Source organism: Rhodococcus sp. ARC_M5, assembly GCF_022810405.1.
Classification (GTDB): Bacteria; Actinomycetota; Actinomycetes; order Mycobacteriales; family Mycobacteriaceae; genus Rhodococcoides; species Rhodococcoides navarretei.
Genome location: NZ_JALGQE010000005.1, coordinates 169,481 through 187,914 on the forward strand (window position 1 = coordinate 169,481; position 18,434 = coordinate 187,914).

At 65.1% G+C, this 18,434-nt stretch carries 18 protein-coding genes; 7 read left to right on the top strand and 11 right to left on the bottom strand.

The window, feature by feature from the left end; all coding sequences use genetic code 11:
• Window positions 1-37 precede the first annotated feature (37 nt).
• Window positions 38-2,356: an HNH endonuclease signature motif containing protein gene (locus tag MTX34_RS10200; protein ID WP_243609351.1), complete on the top strand. Its 2,319-nt coding sequence runs from the start codon at window positions 38-40 to the stop codon at window positions 2,354-2,356.
• Here MTX34_RS10200 and allB read toward each other — a convergent pair.
• From allB to MTX34_RS10235, 7 genes are read right to left on the bottom strand one after another with little or no spacing between them, the layout of a single operon-like run.
• A complete protein-coding gene (gene allB / locus MTX34_RS10205; protein WP_243609352.1) occupies window positions 2,353-3,714 on the bottom strand; it encodes an allantoinase AllB in 1,362 nt (453 codons plus the stop codon). The two genes, MTX34_RS10200 and allB, sit on opposite strands and share 4 nt — an antisense overlap.
• Window positions 3,665-4,708, bottom strand: coding sequence for an allantoicase (gene alc, locus MTX34_RS10210; protein WP_243609353.1), 1,044 nt, complete (start codon window positions 4,706-4,708; stop codon window positions 3,665-3,667). Before alc ends, allB begins: the two co-directional genes overlap by 50 nt.
• Window positions 4,705-5,838 (bottom strand): glycerate kinase, encoded by a 1,134-nt coding sequence (locus MTX34_RS10215; protein WP_243609354.1) that lies wholly within the window; start codon window positions 5,836-5,838, stop codon window positions 4,705-4,707. The genes alc and MTX34_RS10215 overlap by 4 nt, the downstream gene beginning before the upstream one ends.
• 2 nt (window positions 5,839-5,840) lie before the next feature.
• Window positions 5,841-7,640: a glyoxylate carboligase gene (gcl, locus tag MTX34_RS10220; protein ID WP_243609355.1), complete on the bottom strand. Its 1,800-nt coding sequence runs from the start codon at window positions 7,638-7,640 to the stop codon at window positions 5,841-5,843.
• A gap of 1 nt (window position 7,641) precedes the next feature.
• Entirely contained in the window at window positions 7,642-8,538 is an 897-nt protein-coding gene (locus MTX34_RS10225) for a 2-hydroxy-3-oxopropionate reductase (protein WP_243609356.1), read from the bottom strand.
• Between the two features lie 8 nt (window positions 8,539-8,546).
• A complete protein-coding gene (locus MTX34_RS10230; protein WP_243609357.1) occupies window positions 8,547-9,371 on the bottom strand; it encodes a hydroxypyruvate isomerase family protein in 825 nt (274 codons plus the stop codon).
• A 12-nt stretch (window positions 9,372-9,383) separates the two neighbouring features.
• Entirely contained in the window at window positions 9,384-9,779 is a 396-nt protein-coding gene (locus MTX34_RS10235) for a gamma-glutamylcyclotransferase (RefSeq protein WP_243609358.1), read from the bottom strand.
• Window positions 9,780-10,022: 243 nt separating this feature from the next.
• On the opposite strand from MTX34_RS10235, the gene uraD reads away from it, so the two are divergent.
• The 5 genes from uraD to MTX34_RS10260 are packed head-to-tail and all read left to right on the top strand — an operon-like array spanning window position 10,023 to window position 14,010.
• Window positions 10,023-10,562 (top strand): 2-oxo-4-hydroxy-4-carboxy-5-ureidoimidazoline decarboxylase, encoded by a 540-nt coding sequence (uraD, locus tag MTX34_RS10240; RefSeq protein WP_243609359.1) that lies wholly within the window; start codon window positions 10,023-10,025, stop codon window positions 10,560-10,562.
• The gene (gene uraH, locus MTX34_RS10245) at window positions 10,555-10,893 is read left to right on the top strand and encodes a hydroxyisourate hydrolase (protein WP_243609360.1); all 339 of its coding nucleotides are present in this window, start codon (window positions 10,555-10,557) and stop codon (window positions 10,891-10,893) included. Before uraD ends, uraH begins: the two co-directional genes overlap by 8 nt.
• A gap of 5 nt (window positions 10,894-10,898) precedes the next feature.
• Window positions 10,899-11,789 carry a factor-independent urate hydroxylase gene (gene pucL / locus MTX34_RS10250; RefSeq protein WP_243609361.1) on the top strand — a complete coding sequence of 297 codons (891 nt, stop codon included), beginning with the start codon at window positions 10,899-10,901 and terminating at the stop codon, window positions 11,787-11,789.
• Window positions 11,790-11,801: 12 nt separating this feature from the next.
• Window positions 11,802-13,202, top strand: a complete 1,401-nt coding sequence (locus MTX34_RS10255; RefSeq protein ID WP_243596648.1) for a nucleobase:cation symporter-2 family protein — start codon at window positions 11,802-11,804, stop codon at window positions 13,200-13,202.
• A gap of 31 nt (window positions 13,203-13,233) precedes the next feature.
• Entirely contained in the window at window positions 13,234-14,010 is a 777-nt protein-coding gene (locus MTX34_RS10260) for an IclR family transcriptional regulator (RefSeq protein ID WP_374639294.1), read from the top strand.
• Here the strand turns inward: MTX34_RS10260 and MTX34_RS10265 are convergent.
• Genes MTX34_RS10265 through MTX34_RS10280 form a run of 4 tightly spaced genes read right to left on the bottom strand, consistent with a single transcriptional unit; the run spans window position 14,007 to window position 16,662 of the window.
• A complete protein-coding gene (locus tag MTX34_RS10265) occupies window positions 14,007-14,831 on the bottom strand; it encodes a spermidine synthase (protein ID WP_243609362.1) in 825 nt (274 codons plus the stop codon). The two genes, MTX34_RS10260 and MTX34_RS10265, sit on opposite strands and share 4 nt — an antisense overlap.
• Window positions 14,824-15,267: a cupin domain-containing protein gene (locus MTX34_RS10270; RefSeq protein WP_243609363.1), complete on the bottom strand. Its 444-nt coding sequence runs from the start codon at window positions 15,265-15,267 to the stop codon at window positions 14,824-14,826. The genes MTX34_RS10265 and MTX34_RS10270 overlap by 8 nt, the downstream gene beginning before the upstream one ends.
• 31 nt (window positions 15,268-15,298) lie before the next feature.
• Window positions 15,299-15,964, bottom strand: a complete 666-nt coding sequence (locus tag MTX34_RS10275; protein ID WP_243609364.1) for an SDR family NAD(P)-dependent oxidoreductase — start codon at window positions 15,962-15,964, stop codon at window positions 15,299-15,301.
• Window positions 15,961-16,662: a TetR/AcrR family transcriptional regulator gene (locus MTX34_RS10280; protein ID WP_243609365.1), complete on the bottom strand. Its 702-nt coding sequence runs from the start codon at window positions 16,660-16,662 to the stop codon at window positions 15,961-15,963. Before MTX34_RS10280 ends, MTX34_RS10275 begins: the two co-directional genes overlap by 4 nt.
• Window positions 16,663-16,849: 187 nt before the next feature.
• Between MTX34_RS10280 and MTX34_RS10285 the strand changes: the two genes are divergently transcribed.
• Window positions 16,850-18,430 (top strand): amino acid permease, encoded by a 1,581-nt coding sequence (locus tag MTX34_RS10285; RefSeq protein WP_243609366.1) that lies wholly within the window; start codon window positions 16,850-16,852, stop codon window positions 18,428-18,430.
• Window positions 18,431-18,434 lie beyond the last annotated feature (4 nt).

Genomic DNA, 18,434 nt, shown 5'->3' on the forward strand with positions numbered 1-18,434 from the left:
AGGCGTTCTTGTTTCGGCTCACCGGGGGGTGAAAAAGATGGGTGCAGTACCGACCGTGTCGTTGGAGGCGTTGACCGCCGCCGCACGCGCAGAAAACCGTCAAGCTTCTCGCAAGATCACCGCCTGCTATCGCGTGCACTGTGACTGGATCACCCGCGACACCAAACACAAGCACTACAGCCGATACGGACGCACCGAAATGGCAGTGGCGTTGGGTTGCTCGGCCACCGTCGCCGAGGGGTATGTGTCCGTCGGCGTTGCCCTGCACACCCGGCTCCCTCTGGTGAAGACCGCGTTCGAGTCCGGGGAGATCGACCTCCCCCGAGTACGGACGGTGTGCCGAATCCTCGACAACCTCCCCGACCAGATCCTCACGTTGGTCGAAGACGAGATCGTCGAAGCAGCCCGCCGGTCGTCACCGGGTCCCCTTGAGCAGGAGATCTGGGACATCCTGCTCCGTGTCGCACCCGAGGAAGCCGCAGCACTACGGGAGTTCGCGAAGAAATTCCGGACCATCACCTACAGCCCCGCCGGCGAACTCGCCCGCATTAGAGCGGAATTGACCGCACCCGAAGCCGCCGCCGCCTGGCAACTGCTCGAGGAGATGGCCGACACCCTGTGTCCGAAAGATCCCCGCGGTAAGCAAGATCGCTTGTGTGATGCATTCATGGCCCGGATGCACGGTGAACCCCGACTGGCATGCCTGTGCCAATGCGAGGACTGCCCAAAAAACGATGCGGTGTTGCCCGATCGGCGGGTGCCGCTCACGATGGTTACCGTCGATATCGGCACTCTCCTCGGGCTACTGGCGAACCCGGCGTACCTGTCCGGTCACGGATCGATAGACCCCGACCTCGCGCAGGAACTCGCCCGTAACAGTCAGTGGCAAATCCTGCTCACCGAAGCAGTCACCCTCGCAGAGAAACTGGGACTGGCGGTGCAGAACCCGGAAACCGGGGAATGGGAACGACGCACCGGCGACGAGAAGGCAGGTGCTGCAACAGGACCCGAAATGGCAACTAAGACGCAGGCCGACACAGACGCGACTGCCGGTGCTGATGCCGATGCCGATGCGGCTACAGATACCCCCGCGGCTGCTGATGCTGATGCTGATGCTGATGCTGATGAAGGAAGCGTGTCGGCTACGGATCCGGGTAGGGAGGCTGACTCCCCGACCGAATCAACCTCGTCCAGTTCACCTGCACCGGAGACACCGGCACCAGCGGCACCAGCGGCACCGGCAGATGAGGTCGACGAGACAGACGATGTCGGGGAAAACGGTGAGGCCGACGAGGCCGACGAGGCCGCGCCCATCTCTGCGACCGACCCGTCGGCAACTCCTGACGAGGGTGCCGCCGATCCTGTGCGGAAGCACGCACCAACACGTGCAGGGTCACCGGTGACCGACCCGTCAGCGGCGGCAAAGTCTCACACCGCCCCAGAGGCAACCGCATCGTCTGAATCCGCGACAGCATCGCAATCACCTGGGCCACGGACATCGCCGGCACCTGATATCGCACCGAGCTGTTCGGAATCACGCTCGTCCACAACACCATCCGGCTCCACGACATCGGGCTCTGCAGGATCCGGTCCGACGTCAGCCGAAACACCGACACCAGGAACTGCCGCCGCCGCCAGCGACAACCCACACTCGCGTCGGCTGGGATCACTGACCTCCGCCGCAGCTCTGTTCTGCACCCACACCCCCGTCGGCCGAGGCACACGGCACAGCTCTGCCCTCGACCTGCCCTCCGCAATCCGGCGCAACCAACCGACGATCCACACTGCAGGCCGCACACCTTCAGGTATCTATCTCGGCAATGCCTCCCTCGCCGCAGCACTCGAAGCCGCCATCGCCGCCGACCCCACCCTCGGAAAGTCCGTCGCACGCGACCCGCTGACCGACCGAGCCCTGATCTACCGGCCCGACACCCTGACGACCGCAGCAGTCCGACTCCGCGACCGACACTGCCGCTTCCCCGGCTGCCACCGTCCCGCCGCACGCTGCCAACTCGACCACATCACCGCCTTCGACCACACCAACCCACTCGGCGGCGGCTGGACCACCGTCAACAACCTTCAATGCCTCTGCGAATACCACCACACAGTCAAAACCGCCGGCTACTGGACAGCAGTCATGCTCCCCGGCGGAGCGATACTGTGGACCTCCATCTCGAAGACCACCCGAATCACTCTGCCCGCCAACGGCACAGCCGTCCCCAACCTCGGCAACGACCTGAGACCACACATCCCCACCAAACCCAGACGGTCCGGCATCATCGCCTACCCAGACCCACCGAACCCACCCGACAACGAACAACCCGAGACAGACGACACGGCAGCACCGCCGTTCTAGGCGCGCACCAGCAGACACCCGGTCGAGGATTCCGACCCCGCGATCCACGACCGTCGCACCACACCCGACAAGCCCAGTCGATCGTAGGCAGTCACCGGGTTTCGGTGGTACAGCCGGTCCACGTCCACGGTGAATTTCTCGTCGGGTGCGAACACCACAAGGTCTGCAGCACTGCCGATTTCGATGCGACCACGGTCGACCATACCTACCTGATCGGCGGTGTTCGTTGCCATCCACCGCACGATGTCGGTCAGCGCGAACCCACGGGCACGTGCCTCGGTCCACACCGCAGCCAGTGACACCTGCAGCGACGCGATCCCACCCCACGCGTCACCGAAGTCTCCGGTGTCGAACCTCTTCAGATCCGGAGTGCAAGGGGAGTGGTCGGTGACGATGGTGTCGATCGTGCCGTCGAGAAGACCCTGCCACAACAACTCTCGGTTACCGGCCTCGCGAATCGGCGGGCAACACTTGAACTGCGTCGCGCCCGCCGGGACGGCCTCGGCATCGAAACACAGGTAGTGCGGGCAGGTTTCGACGGTCAGCCGCACCCCGTCCCGCTTCGCCGCCGCGATCATCGGCAACGCATCGGCACTCGACAGATGCAGAATATGCACCCGACACCCCGTCAGACGAGACAACTCGATCACCTGCTCGATGGCACGGTTCTCGGCGGCACGCGGGCGCGATTCCAAGAAACCCGAGTACTCACGGCCTGTCGCCGCCGGTGCCTCGGCGATCACCTCGGCGTTCTCGGCGTGCACGATCATCAGCCCGTCGAACGACGCGATCTCGATCAGAGCCTTCTCCAACTCTGGCAGCGTCAGCGGCGGAAACTCGTCCACTCCCGACGCGAGCAGGAAGCACTTGAAACCGAAGACACCCGCATCGTGCAGTGGACGAAGCTGATGGAGATTCCCCGGCACGGCCCCGCCCCAGAATCCGACGTTCACCACCGACTGATCCGCCGCCACCCGACGCTTGATCTCCAACGCGGCGACGTCGACCGTCGGCGGGATGCTGTTGAGCGGCATGTCGACGATGGTCGTGATGCCGCCCGCCGCGGCCGCCCGGGTAGCGCTGGCAAACCCCTCCCACTCCGTGCGCCCCGGCTCGTTCACGTGAACGTGGGTATCGACCAGGCCGGGCAGTAACACCTCGTCCGGCCCGAGCTCGACCACCGTCGCAGCAGCCGCCGAAGCATCCAAATCGTAGGAATCGATAGCCACGATCCGACCGTCCCGGACAGAAATCGACGCCGCGACCTCCTGTCCACCGATCACCGCACGAGCAGCGCGAACGACCAGATCAGACTGCACTGGAGACACTCTGCAGCTCCGAGGACCTCCACGCGACATCCGCCGCATCGAGGGCTTCGGCGTCGAGTTCACCGAACAGGCGCAACCGGGACAGTCCACCATCGGGGTACACGTCCAGCCGCAGGTGCGTGTATGCGTCGGACTCGTTCAGCAGGAAGCGGTGACGGGTATCCGGTTGAACGGCGGTGCGGGGCAGAATCTCGCTCCACGCCGTCGGGTCCGTGATGTGTCGGCGACGAGAATCGATGGCAGTGAGTCGGATCCACCCCGGTGCGTTACCGACGTAGTAGCTCGTATCGACCTCCACGTGGCGCGGGGCACCGGGGGAGGCGAGCGCGAATACGGCAAAGTCGTTGCCGCCGTTGCGTCGACGCGAATTCTCCCAGCCTTCACCCATGTTGCGGGCCCGCCCGGGGAGGATGATGTTGGCGGGTGAGGAGTAGAACGCATCGGAGCAGTCGGTGAGCCGCGCGCCGTTCTCGGCCGCGAGCAGATCGACAGTGCCGGCGAGGAACCGTGGATCCTGTACAACCTGTCCGTGCACGCGGAATCGCGCAACTCCGCCGTCGGGGTAGATCGACAGGCGCACATGCGTCCACCGGTGTCGATCGGCTACCGCGTACGTGTTCGCGGTGTCACCGGCTGCGGGGGACTTGTCGACGATGGTGTGCCAATCTGCCTTCAGCACATCCTCGATGGACGGGTAACCCTCGATCGACGCGGCCTCGATGGACACGAACGGCGGGTAGTTGCCGGTGAAATGAGCGGTGTCGACCACGACGCCGTGCACGATGCCCGGCGAGCCCAGTCGCACGATCGCCCAGTCGTGACCACCTTCGTCGCGACGACGACGAGTTTCCCACCCGTCGTACACCTTTCCCTTGTGGCCGAAGTCCGCGGGATCGAACAGCGGGGCGTCGGGCCTGATCAGGTTCTCGCGCTGGGCGAACAACTCGTCGTTCGCCGCGGAGACGCTGCCGCCGAGCGCCCGAGAAGCAAGATCGGTCAGCGTGGTGAAATCGGTTCCGGTCATGAAGTTCCTTCCAAAATGTGTGTGGTGGCCATGGTTCGGCCGACCTCGTGCAACAACCTGGCGGCATCGCGTATCGAGATTCGTGGGTCCGGCTCCACGTCGGACAGTGCATAGGAGGCGGTGATTCCGTAGGGGCGCAACCGATCGAGACCGATGACGCTGCGACCCGCCACGGTGATCACCGGAACACCCGCTGCACGTGCGGCCTGCGCGACACCGATCGGGGCCTTCCCGTGCAGGCTCTGCTCGTCCAGCGAACCTTCACCGGTGATGACCAGATCGGCCGACGCCACAGCGCTACCGAAGTCGATCAGCTCGAGGACGGTCTCGATACCGGGCTTTGCCACCGCTCCGAGTACAGCGATGGCTCCGAACGCCGTGCCGCCGGCCGCCCCGGTGCCAGCAATGCCGCTGACGTCCCGCCCGATTGCGTTGCGCACCAGATGCGCCCACTGTCGCATCCCGTGTTCGAGGTACAGCAGCTCCTGCGGTCCGGCACCCTTCTGTGGGCCGTACACCGCTGCGGCTCCGGTGACACCGAGCAACGGATTGTCGACATCGCAGGCCAACTCGAACATCGCGTTCCGAGCCGACGGCAACAAGCCGCTCAGATCCAGCTGGACCGCGCCGCGCAGGGCACCGCCACCGAGCGGAACGTCGTTGCCGTCGGCATCGAGGATGCGCGCACCCAGTGCCGTGAGCATTCCCGCACCGCCGTCGGTGGAAGCGCTGCCCCCGAGCCCGATAACGATACGGCCGGCACCTGCCTCCAGTGCATGCGCGATCACCGTACCCAATCCGAACGTGCTGGCTCCCAATGCATCCGATCGCCCACCCGGCAGCAGCTCGAGCCCAACCGCCGACGCGAGTTCGACGACGGCCGTATCACCACGCCGAGCGTACGACGTCTCGACCGGTTCACCGGTCGGGCCCGTGCACGTCACCGCCGCTCGGTCCCACCCGGCGGCGACGGCAGCATCGACGGTGCCGTCACCCCCATCGGCGACGGGCAGGCACACCGTCTCGAGCGACGAATCGACCGAGAGAATCCCCGATGCCAGCGCCCGAGCAACGTCCGCCGCCGACAGCGAGCCCTTGAACTTGTCCGGGGAGAGCAGAATTCGCGTCATCTCTAGTCCAGCAGGAGCAGCGCGGTGGGCGCGTCCGCCGACGTGTTGGCCAGTTCCTCGAACTCACCGACGTTGTCGATCTCGGTGCCCATCGAGATGTTGGTGACCCGCTCGAGGATGATCTCCACGACGACAGGAACCTTGTGCTCGTTGGCCAGAGTTCGAGCCCGCACCAGCGTCTCGCCGATCAGGTCGGGCTCGGTGACCCGAAGCGCTTTGCAGCCCAGCCCTTCTGCCACACGCACATGGTCGACGCCGTAGCCCTTGGGGATGCCGGGCTCGGTGTCCACGGTGTCCTGGTGGTTGATGTTGTCGAATCCCAACTGCACGCAGAAGTCCATGTCGAAGGCACGCTGCGCCTGCCGGATCAACCCGAGGTACGAGTTGTTCACCACCACGTGCACGTACGGAAGATTGAACTGCGCGCCGACGGCCAGCTCTTCGATCATGAACTGGAAGTCGTAATCACCTGACAGGGCAACGACATTCGCCTTGGGATCGGCCGCGACCGCCCCGAGCGCGGCGGGAATGGTCCAGCCGAGCGGGCCGGCCTGCCCGCAGTTGATCCAGTTGCGAGGGGAGTAGACGTGCAGGAACTGACCACCCGCGATCTGCGAGAGCCCGATCGTGCTGATGTACCGAGTGTCCCGGTCGAAGACCTTGTTCATCTCCTCGTACACGCGCTGCGGCTTGATCGGCACGTTGTCGAAGTGAGTGCGGCGGTGCATGGTGCGCTTACGGGTCGCGCAGTCCTCGACCCAGCCCGAGAGATCACGCAGTGTGCCTGCCGCCCGCCGCTCCTCGGCGACGGCCACGAACTGCTCGAGGGCGGCCTTGGCGTCGGAGATGATGCCGTAGTCCGGCGCGAAGACGCGTCCGATCTGGGTCGGCTCGATGTCGACGTGGACGAACTTCCGGCCCTTGCGGTATGTCTCCAGTCCACCCGTATGCCGGTTGGCCCAACGGTTTCCGATGCCGAGCACGAAGTCCGAGGCCAACATGGTCGCGTTGCCGTACCGGTGCGCGGTCTGCAGACCGACCATGCCTGCCGCGAGACGGTGGTCGTCGGGGATGGTGCCCCAGCCCATCAGTGTCGGGATGACGGGCACGTCGAGGATCTCGGCGAGTTGCACGAGCAACTCCGACGCATCGGCGTTGATGATGCCGCCGCCGGCCACGATCAACGGGCGCTCGGCAGCCAGAAGCATGTCGATCGCCTTCTCTGCCTGAGCGCGTGAGGCGGCAGGCTTGTGCACGGGCAGCGACTGGTACGTCTCGGGATCGAAGTCGATCTCGGCCAGCTGCACGTCGATGGGCAGATCGATCAGCACCGGACCGGGGCGACCGGACCGCATCAGATGGAACGCCTGCGCGAAGGCACCGGGAACCTGGGCCGGTTCGAGCACCGTCATCGCCATCTTGGTCACCGGTGCCGCGATCGACGCGATGTCGACAGCCTGGAAGTCCTCCTTGTGCAACCGCGCGACCGGGGCCTGCCCGGTGATGGCGAGGATCGGAATCGAGTCCGCCATGGCCGAATACAGCCCGGTGATCATGTCGGTTCCGGCCGGGCCCGAGGTACCGATACAGATGCCGATGTTGCCCGGTGCGGCCCGGGTGAAGCCCTCCGCCATGTGCGAGGCACCTTCGACGTGGCGGGCCAGCACATGGCGGATGCCACCGTGATTGCGCATCGACGCGTAGAACGGGTTGATCGCTGCACCGGGCAAGCCGAATGCGGTTGTTGCACCTTCGAGTTCGAGAATCTTCACTGCGGCATCGGCCGCGCGCATCTTGGCCATATCAGTTGTCCTTGTTTGTGATCGGGGAACCCGAGAGCCGAGCGACACCGTGGTACAGCGCCGAATGATCCAGTCCACCATCGCCATTGGCGCGGGCGGAGGCCATCAGCTGTGCCAGCACCGCGCCCATGGGAATCACGACTCCCGCTTCACGCGCAGCCGAGGTGACGATGCCGAGATCCTTGTGGTGCAGGTCGATGCGGAACCCGGGCTCGAACGACCGGTCGAGCATCTTCTGGGCCTTCTGGTTCAGCACGGCCGAACCGGCGAGGCCGCCGCCGAGAACCTCGACCGACGCAGCCAGATCGACGCCGTAGGCCTCGAGGAACGCGATCGCCTCGGCGAGCACCTGAATGTTGCCTGCGACGATCAGCTGGTTGGCCGCCTTGACCGTCTGACCGGAACCGCTCGGACCCACGTGTACGACGGTCTTGCCGACGACGTCGAGAATCGGCTTGGCCGTGGCGAAGTCGTCCGCACTGCCGCCGACCATGATCGACAGCGTCGCGTTCTCGGCTCCGGCCTGGCCACCGGAGACCGGGGCGTCGAGGATACGGAAGCCGCGCGCAGTCGCGTCGGCGGCCAAGGTGGCGGTGACGTCGGGACGGATGCTGGAGAAGTCGATGATCAGCGCGTCGCGTCGAGCATTGTCGAACACACCGCCCTCACCGGCGAGAACGTCCTGCACATCGGGGGAGTCGGGGACCATGATCGCGACGATGTCGGCGTCGTGGACGGCCTTGGCGATCGAATCGGCAGCGGTACCGCCTGCCTCGACCAAGGGACCCGTGCGATCGGGGGTCAGGTTGTAGCCGACCACCTGGTGGCCTGCCTTCGCGAGGTGAACGGACATTGGGCTGCCCATGATCCCGAGGCCGATGAATGCAATGGTGCTCATATCAATCCCTACTTGGTAGTGGTGGCCAGTTCGAGCCACGCGAACGGATCCGGCTGGGTGGGCTTGTACTCGAGTCCGACGTAGCCGTCGTAACCCCGTTCGGCGAGGCCGGCGAGCTGTCCGCCGAGGTCGAGCGTGCCGGTGCCCGGTTCTCCGCGGCCGGGGGAATCGGCGATCTGTACATGCCCGATCAGGTCGTGGTGGGCCTCGAGTGCAGCAGCGACGGCGTCTCCGTTGACGGCGAGGTGGTACAGGTCGGCCAACAGGCGCAGGTTGTGTACGTCCTGCTCACGGGCCACGCGTCGGATGGTGGCGACGGCTCCGGCCGCAGACTTCAGCGGGTATGCGGGTGCACCGCTCACCGGCTCGACCAGTACGACCGCACCGATGGTCGCGGCTGCCTTCGCGGCGGCGGCCAGGTTCTCGATCGCCACCTCGTCCTGCTCGATCGGGTCGACGCCACCGATGCGGTTCCCGTACAGGGCGTTGAAGGCCCGGGTACCCAGCCGCTCGCCGACACCCACGGTGACGTCGATGTTGTCGCGAAACGCCTGCGCCTGCGCCGGATCGGAGAGAATTCCGCGGTCACCGGCGGGCATGTCTCCCGCGGCGAAGTTCAGGCCGGTGAGCTGTACGCCCGCATCCCGGACGGACGACACGAATGCATCGACGTCGGCATCGGACGGGACCGGGTTCGAGAACGGCCACCAGAATTCGACGGCGTCGAAGCCAGCATCTTTGGCGCGCTGCGGGCGATCGAGGAGGGGCACATCGGTGAAGAGAATGGAACAGTTGACGGTGTAACGGAGTCGAGAATCAGCAAAGATATTCATGCACAGTGCCTTTCAGTTCTGAGGTTGCGGTAGTCCGCGGTACCTGCGCCAGCTGCCTGCGTAGGTGATGTCGGTCAGCTCGTCCGGCTGCGCGTCGAGCACCCCGGGGCGGAGGCCGACGCCCAGGACCGAGCGCCCGTCCTCGAGCGCAACCACGGTGAGCTCGAGTTCCGGTGGTTCGTCCGGGAGGAACGCCGTACGTATGTCGTCCAGCGGAATGTCGTACAACTCGCCTTCGATGGCCGCGCCTGCGGTGTGATCGAGCAGCAGCGCCGGAAACTCGTCACGTACCGAGAAGAACCGGTAACTCGGGGTGGTGCGCACGGTCCCCACGAACGGGTGGGACGAGACGTTGTGATGCAGGCTGCCGCCGCGCATGGCACCACCGTTACAGAAAAGCTCCGTCATGAAGTCGTTCCTCTCGGGCTCGAACGGGCCGGACTAGTCGATACAGAAAGTCCGTATTGTGGAATCATGATTCCGTTTTATGATTCGAGTGTGGCGTGGACCACGTCGATCTGTCAAGACCCGACCGCACGGCCGGCCATGACGGAGCGCCCAATGCCGCAGTGCAGCAACACCTCAGAGGTCGATACGGATCGGTCGAGATCAGCCCTTGACACGTGATGTGATCGGTGTCACGCTCGTTTGGTGGAATCATCATTTCGTAATGCGGAATCAGACACATCCGGGGTCGTCGACGATCTGAACGCGGCCACCGAGACCGGCGCGGCACGCACACTCTCGCTCTGCCTCGACGTGCCTCGCTGGGTCGAGGGAGTTCTGAGCGCCCGACCGTTCACCGACGTTCAGGCCCTGCGCCACGCCGTTCATCACGCTGCCGCACCATTGACAGCCGAAGAGGTGCGTCGAGCGCTCGCCGTGCATCCGCGCATCGGCGAGAAGCCCGACAATCACGATGCGAGTGCGGACTACGCGAGCGCCGAACAATCCGGCGTCGACATCTCCGAAGCGAGTGTCGAACAGCGGCTACGAGCGGGAAATCTGGCCTACGAGAACCGTTTCGGGCAGGTGTTTCTGATCAGGGCGGCCGGCCGCGACGCCCATGCAGTTCTCGACGCTCTGCACAGCAGGCTCACCAACGACACCGAGACCGAGGCCGCCGTCGTCGAACACGAACTGCGGGAGATCGCAGAGATTCGCGCAACAGGAAGCCTCGGCGATGCCTGACCCGAGGAGCCATGTGACCGCCCACGTACTCGATGCGGCGAGAGGCGTTCCCGCGCAGGGACTCTCGATTTCCCTTACCGATTCCCATGGCACCGCGGTGGCCGAGGCGGTGACCGACGAACAGGGCCGAGTCTCGTCGCTCGGGCCGAGAGAACTGACGCCGGGAACCTACCGCCTCACCTTCGCCACCGGTGCGTACTTCGCAGCGCAGCACATCGAGTGCTTCCACCCCGAGGTGATCGTCACCTTCGAGATCACCGCACCCGATCAGCACTACCACGTCCCACTTCTGTTGAGTCCGTTCGCTTTCACCACCTATCGAGGGAGCTAGAACCCATGACCATCGTGCTCGGAGCAAACCAGTACGGAAAAGCCGAATGCAGACTCGTCCGCATCGACCGCGAGACTCCTCGCCACCGCATCACCGACGTCAGCGTCACCTCGCAGCTGCGCGGCGACCTCGAGGCTGTGCACACCGAGGGCGACAACGCCCACGTCGTTGCCACCGATACCCAGAAGAACACCGTGTACGCGTTCGCGCGGGACGGCATAGGGGCGATCGAGAACTTCGCCCTCCGTCTCGGCGCGCATTTCACCGACAGCTTCGACTGGATCACCGGCGGTCGCTGGGAAGTCGAGCAGTACTGCTGGTCGCGTATCGCGAACGGGGAAGACGGCTACGACCATTCCTTCGTCAAGGCGAGCGACGAGAAGCGGAACACCATCGTCACTGTCGACGGCGACGACATCTCCATCGTCTCCGGAATCAGCGACCTCGTGGTCCTCAATTCCACGGCGTCGGAGTTCTGGGGTTACCCGAAGGATCGCTACACCACGCTGAAGGAAACCACCGACCGAATCCTCGCCACCTCGGTCAGCGCCCGCTGGCGGTACCTCACCACCGAGCTGGACTTCGACAAGACCTTCGACGACGTCCGTTCCATCATGCTCGACGCCTTCGCGTCCACTCACTCTCTTGCGTTGCAGCAGAGCCTGTTCCAGATGGGCAAGCAGGTACTCGAAGCGCACCCGGAAATCGGCGAGATCAAGTTCTCGATGCCCAACATCCACCACTTCCTCGTCGACCTGGAGCCGTTCGGACTCGACAACCCCGGTGAGGTCTTCTACGTCGCGGATCGTCCCTACGGTCTGATCGAGGCCACGGTGGAACGCGACGACGCCCCGGACGCAGGCCGCGCCTGGGATACCGTTCCCGGATTCTGCTAGGAGCGCCCGGCCATGAAGCTGACGAAACGCACGGCGACCAAGACCCATGCGCCGCACGACCCCGCCCGTCCCGAGGACGAGCGGTTGTCGATCGGCAGGTCGTACGTCTACGGATTGCAGCACATCCTGACGATGTACGGCGGAGTCATCGCACCACCCCTGATCGTCGGTGGCGCAGCGGGACTGACCGGAACCGAGATCGCACTGCTGGTCTCGGCCGCACTGTTCGTCAGTGGAGCGGCCACCTTGCTGCAAACCCTCGGAGTGCCGTACTTCGGCGCAAAACTCCCTTTGGTGCAGGGTATTTCGTTCGCATCGGTGTCGACGATGGTGGCCATCGCGAGCGGTCCGGGCGGACTCAACTCGGTGTTCGGTGCCATCATCGCCGCCGGTGCCATCGGCATCCTCATCACCCCGTTCTTCAGCAAGATCGTGCGCTTCTTCCCACCGGTCGTAACCGGCACGATCATCACCGTCATCGGCATCTCGCTACTGCCCGTTGCGGTTCGGTGGGCGATGGGCGGTGATCAGCAGGCCACCGACTGGGGCTCGATGTCCAACATCGGGCTCGCAGCCTTCAGCCTCGTGGTGGTTCTGCTCGTCAGCCGATTGGTGCAGGGCACGCTCTCGCGACTGTCGATTCTGATCGGCATCGTCGTCGGCACCGTGTTCGCGGTCCTCGTCGGCAAAGCCGATTTCTCCGGTGTGGGTGACGGTGCCATCTTCAGCCTCCCCGAACCGTTCGCGTTCGGAGCACCGACCTTCCAGATCGCGGCGATCCTGTCGATGGTGGTCGTCATCCTGGTGATCATGACCGAGACCACGGCGGACATCCTGGCCGTCGGTGAGATCGTGGGCACCGACGTCGACGCCCGACGCGTCGGCGACGGCCTGCGCGCGGACATGGTCGCCACCACCATCGCGCCCGTGTTCGGCACCTTCCCGGCCAGTGCCTTCGCGCAGAATGTCGGCTTGGTGGCGGTCACCGGAATCAAGAGTCGCTACGTCGTCGCGGCCGGCGGCTCGGTACTGCTGTTCCTCGGCCTCTTTCCCATCCTCGGGTTGGTCGTCGCATCGGTTCCGCTACCGGTGCTCGGCGGCGCGGGCATCGTGCTGTTCGGCTCGGTGGCCGCCAGCGGAATCAGGACGCTCTCCAAGGTGGAGTTCGACGGCAACCTGAACCTCGTCATCGTGGCGGTCGCCATCGGCTTCGGTGTCATCCCCATCGCGGTACCGGGCTTCTACGCCGCGTTCCCCGACTGGGTGCACGTGGTGCTCGACTCGGGCATCAGCGCCGCGAGCATCGTGGCCGTCGTGCTGAACATCCTGTTCAACGTCATCACCAGAGGCCAGAAACCCTCTCCGTCGGTGGTGACCGCAGCACCACCGGTGGCGACGCGGCATCACCAGTAGTGTTCTATCGAGATCGGTAGAAGCTACGAGCATGCGAGGTGGGACTGTGGCGGCAGGTGGCGGGGTGCAGTCCGTGGAGCGCGCGTTCGAGCTGCTCGACATCATGGCCGCCTCGGGAGGATCCATCGGGATCAGCGAACTGGCCGAGGGCACCGATCTGCCGATGCCGACCGTGCACCGACTGGTCGGGACCCTGGTCTCCCTCGGCTATGTCCGACGGCTGCCGTCCCGGCGATATGCATTGGGCACCAAGCTCATTCGCCTGGGCGACAGCGCGTCCAAGCTCATCGGGGGATGGGCAAAACCCTACCTCGCCGAGCTGGTCCGGATCACCCACGAGACCTCGAACATGGCCTTTCTCGAGGACGACATGGCGGTCTACGTCGCGCAGGTGCCGTCCGAACACGCCATGCGGATGTTCAACGAGGTCGGTCAGCGAGTGCTGCCGCATTCCACCGGCGTCGGCAAGGCTCTGCTGTCGCAGTTGGACGATGACGCCGTCCGCGCGATCGTCGGCCGGCTCGGCATGGCCCCTCGCACCGTCAACACCATCACCACCCTCGATGCGTTGCTCGAGGATCTCGCACTGATCCGCGAACGCGGGTACGCCATCGACGACGGTGAGCAGGAGGTGGGAGTGCGCTGCTTCGCGGTGCCGGTGATCGGTGCACCGACGCTCACGGCGATGTCCATCGCTGGGCCCACCGCCCGGGTGACGCTGGAGTCGGCCGAGCAGTTCGTACCCCTGTTGATCTCGGCCGCCGAGCGACTGGCGAAGGATCTCGCGGGCAACAACCCAGCGCCTTAATCTTTCAACACTCTCGCGTCGCGAGCGAAGGTCTCGACCTGCTCGGTCAGCCACACGTGCGCCGGAACCGCGCCGCCGAGTAGTTCGCGGGCCAAGGACGGGGAATCCCCGATCGGGACGTCGCTGCCGGCGATGATGATGTTCCCGTAGCGCCTGCCCTTGAGCATCGCCGGATCGGCGACGATCGCCAGATGCGAGAAGACGCTACGAAGAGTCGCCGCCTCCTGCTTCGCGAGCGAGAGATCGCGTCGATCACCGCAATTGACGACGTACATGCCGCCGGGGGAGAGGACGCGTCGAACATGCTCGGTGAACTCGGCAGTCAGTAGCGGCTCCGGAGTGACCGCTCCCGCGAACACATCTCGCACGATCAGGTCGCGACTGTTCTCGCTCAGCGTCTCGGTGACCGCCCGTGCCTCACCGACGCGGATGCGGAGCAGCGGTGCTCGTGGCAGGTCGAACCACTCGCGCACCAGCTCCGAAAGCTTCCCGTCGAGCTCGACGACCACCTGACGTGCACCGGGAAACTCGGCGGTGAACGAGCGCGCCAACGTGCATGCCCCACCTCCGAGGTGCAGTGCCCGCAGCGGAAAGCTCGAATCCCACTGCGCTCGAACCAGTCCGGAGATCCACCGCATGTATTCGAATTCGAGCACGGTGGGATCGTTCATGTCGATGTGCGAACTCGGGACGTCGTTGACGTTGACGACCCACCCGTCGTCCGAGAACGTGTCACGGACCAATTCGCAGGTGCCCGAATCGATTTCGAATACCCCGGGCTGCAGAGAGCCAGCCGAAGCCGTCGCCCGCTTCCTACCCATCAGCGGGGTCCTCGAGTTCGAAGTCCTCGAAATCGAATCCGGGGGTGACGGTGCAGCTGACCAGACTCGGCTCGTCGCCCACCGGCCGAGCTCGCTGCCACACCGACGGCGGCACTATCTGCTGCGGTGACTCCGGTGCGACCAGCAACGAAGTCACGGCCCCTGGCTGGGAACCCGCACCGCCGAGGTCCAGCTGCACTGGACTGCCTCGGTGGTAGAGCCACAGCTCGGTGCCGCGAACGGTGTGCCAGGCCGACTGCTGACCGGGCATCAGCAGGAACAGGATTGCCGTACCTGCCGCGCGCGGGCCGGGATAACCGTCGGGCAGAGATGCCTGTGGAATCGTGACCTCACTGCGCCAGGTCTCCCGGAACCAACCACCCTCCGGGTGTGGTGCAAGGTCCAGGCTCAGAGCCCAGTCGGGCAGCGACGTCATGCACCCAACCCTAGTCAGTCTGTGGTGACAGTCAGTCCGTGGAGACCTGAACCCGGAACCTGTCGCGCTCGGTGTGCAGGCTCCACAGCTGCTCGGCGAGAGCCTCGGGGCTCTTCTTCGGATCGCTGCCGTCGATGGCACCACCGATGATCAACTGCGACACCTGAATTCCCTCTTCGGCCAACTCCTCGTTGAGCAGCTGCGCATAGGCTGCCTGCCCTGCGAACGCGATGGACGTACCGGTGACGGTACGGCCGGGCTTCACGGCAGAGCCGCCGTTGACGAAGAGGATCGTGCCCTTGTCCTTACCGAGAAATCGCATTCCCGGTAGCACCTGATGGACGGCAGCGATGGGACCGTAGATGGAGAACTCGACCGGGCCGACCATGTCTGCCGGGGTGGTCTCGAGTACGGGCCGCATGAAGTCCTTCTGCGGAAGCGGGCTGTACTGCAGCACCTCGATGGGACCGAGTGTTTCGGTGACCTGCTCCAATGCCGCGGCGATCGAGGCCGGGTCGCGCACGTCGGCGACGAATCCCTTCGCGGATACACCCTCGGCAGCGAGCTGATCGGCAAGGGCGTCGACACGGGACTGATTACGAGAGATGAGGCCCACCGAGTAACCCTGAGCGCCGAACTTACGCGCCACTGCTGCGCCGAGACCTGCACCTGCTCCGACAATTGCTATGGAAGTCATGCCCTGTGCAAGGTCCGACGATCCTCGACTATTCCGTCGACCGACTCGAGCAGGGCCTCCGCACTGTCGTGCAGCGCAGTGACATCCCCGGCCCAGCCGAGCACGCGCAGTGCGGCCGCGGCGATCCCGGCCGCATCGGCGGTGGGGTCACTGCGCCCGTTCTCGCGGTCGGCGCGCGCGTTCACCACGGTCTCCACCAGCCGAAACGGTAAGTCCTCCGTCCCCGTCCGACGCTGAGAGCCCAGTTGATCCAGCGTGTCCGACGCGATGGCCGCGTACAGGCTCATCAGCGTGTAGCGATGGTCGCGGAAAGTCTCGAAACGCTCACTGCGCAGCTCGGGAAGTAGGTACAGCGCGCCGAGATTCCAGGTGGACGCACCGAGCTGGCCGGCGTCGAAGTAGGTCAGTGCGTACATCTGGGTTGCGGCATCGGCCGACGAGTCACGGATGCGCTGCGCGACGGCCAACGGCGCATCGACGGTGCCGCTGAGGAGTGCGTCGAGGATGTCGTCCTTGGTGGCGAAGTGGTGATACAGCGAGGCCTGACGCAATCCGACGGCATCGGCGATGACGCGGGTGGACGTGTTGGTGAAGCCGCGAGTGGTGAAGAGCTCGGCTGCTGCGTCGAGGATTTCGTCGCGAGCGGTGTCTCCTACCCGCTTCTTCGTGCTCAGCCGTGGTCTGCCTGCGCCGGTCATGACTGCATCTTGTCAGGTCGACGTGACGGTGAGATTTCTGTCATCTGATCGAAATAGACGAAACGAGCTTGTTGCACGACGGTCACCGCCCGGGAACGGCGGTGCCGAAAACTATCAACTGACAGAAACCCGCCTCGGCGATGCAGCGGGCGGTCACTCACCACCCACCTCGCCTGTAGGAGAGAACATGAGCTCGACAACATTGCCGGCCCCGGGCGCGGGTTCGGAACCGTCGTCCACCACCGACCATTCGGATCTGGCGGCCCTCGGGTACGACCAGCAGCTGCACCGCAGTCTCGGCAAGTATGCGTCGTTCGCGGCCGGCTTCTCGTTCGTCTCGATCCTGACCACCATTTTCCAGCTCTTCGGCCTCGGCTTCAGCTTCGGTGGCCCGGCCTTCTTCCTCACCTGGCCGCTGGTGTTTCTCGGGCAGTTCATGGTGGCCCTGAACTTCGCCGAACTCGCTGCCCGCTACCCCATCTCGGGCGCGATCTACCACTGGTCGCGGCGCATGGGCGGTGAACTGGTCGGGTGGTTCGCCGGTTGGTTCATGATCATCGCGCAGATCGTCACCGCTTCCGCCGCGGCCATCGCCCTGCAGGTGGTATTGCCCAGCATCTGGGGTGGATTCCAGCTGATCGGCGAGGACACCGCGCTCACCTCACCGAGCGGTGCTGCGAATGCCGTTGTGCTGGGCTCGATTCTGCTGGTGCTCACCACCACCATCAACTGCATCGGCGTGAACTGGATGTCGCGCATCAACAGCATCGGCGTCACCTGCGAGATCGTCGGCGTCATCGCCCTCGTTCTGGTGTTCTTCACCCACGCCGAACGTGGACCGCAGGTCGTCTTCGACACCGGAAGTGCCGGAGCCGATCCCGGCTACATCGGTGCCTGGATCGTCTCGGGTCTGATGGCCGCCTACGTCATGGTCGGCTTCGGCTCGGCAGGCGAACTCGCCGAGGAGACCCGCAATCCCCGACGCGTCGCGCCGCGCACCATCCGCCTGGCCCTGTCCGCATCGGCACTGGGCGGCGGCCTGATGATCGTCGGCGCACTCATGGCGGCACCGAGCCTCACCGACGGTCAGCTTGCGACGCAGGGACTTCCGTACGTCATCGACTCGATCCTCACGTCCCCGTGGGGCAAGGTCCTGCTCGTCGACGTCGCCATCGCCGTGTTCATCTGCACCCTCGCCATCCAGACCGCGGCATCACGGCTGATGTTCTCCATGGCCCGCGACGGGCGACTGCCCGCCTCGACGGCTCTCGCGAAGGTCAACTCGCGCACCGGAACCCCCATCGCACCCTCGGTCCTCATCGGACTCGCCTGCATCGCGATCCTGGCGGTCAACGTCGGTAATTCCGCGATCTTCACCACGCTGTCCAGCGTCTGCATCGTGCTGATCTACCTCGCCTACATGATGGTGACCGTCCCGCTGCTGATCCAGCGTCTCAAGGGCTGGCCGCACGGCGGAGTGCAGCGCTCATCGGGTCGTTCCGCGGGCTCCACTCCTGCGGACGCCGACGGCGAGAAGCTCTTCACTCTCGGCCGACTCGGCCTGCCCGTCAACATCGCCGCAGTTCTCTACGGCGGACTGATGGTGATCAACCTGTCCTGGCCGCGGGCCGAGATCTTCGATCCCACCGGCGAATTCCCGCTGCTGCGGTGGGCGGCACCTTTGACCGTCCTCGCCGTGATCGTGGTGGGCATCGCCTGCCTTCCCCACGGCAAAGCCCACCCCAAGCCCGTCACGATCGGAGCCTGAACTC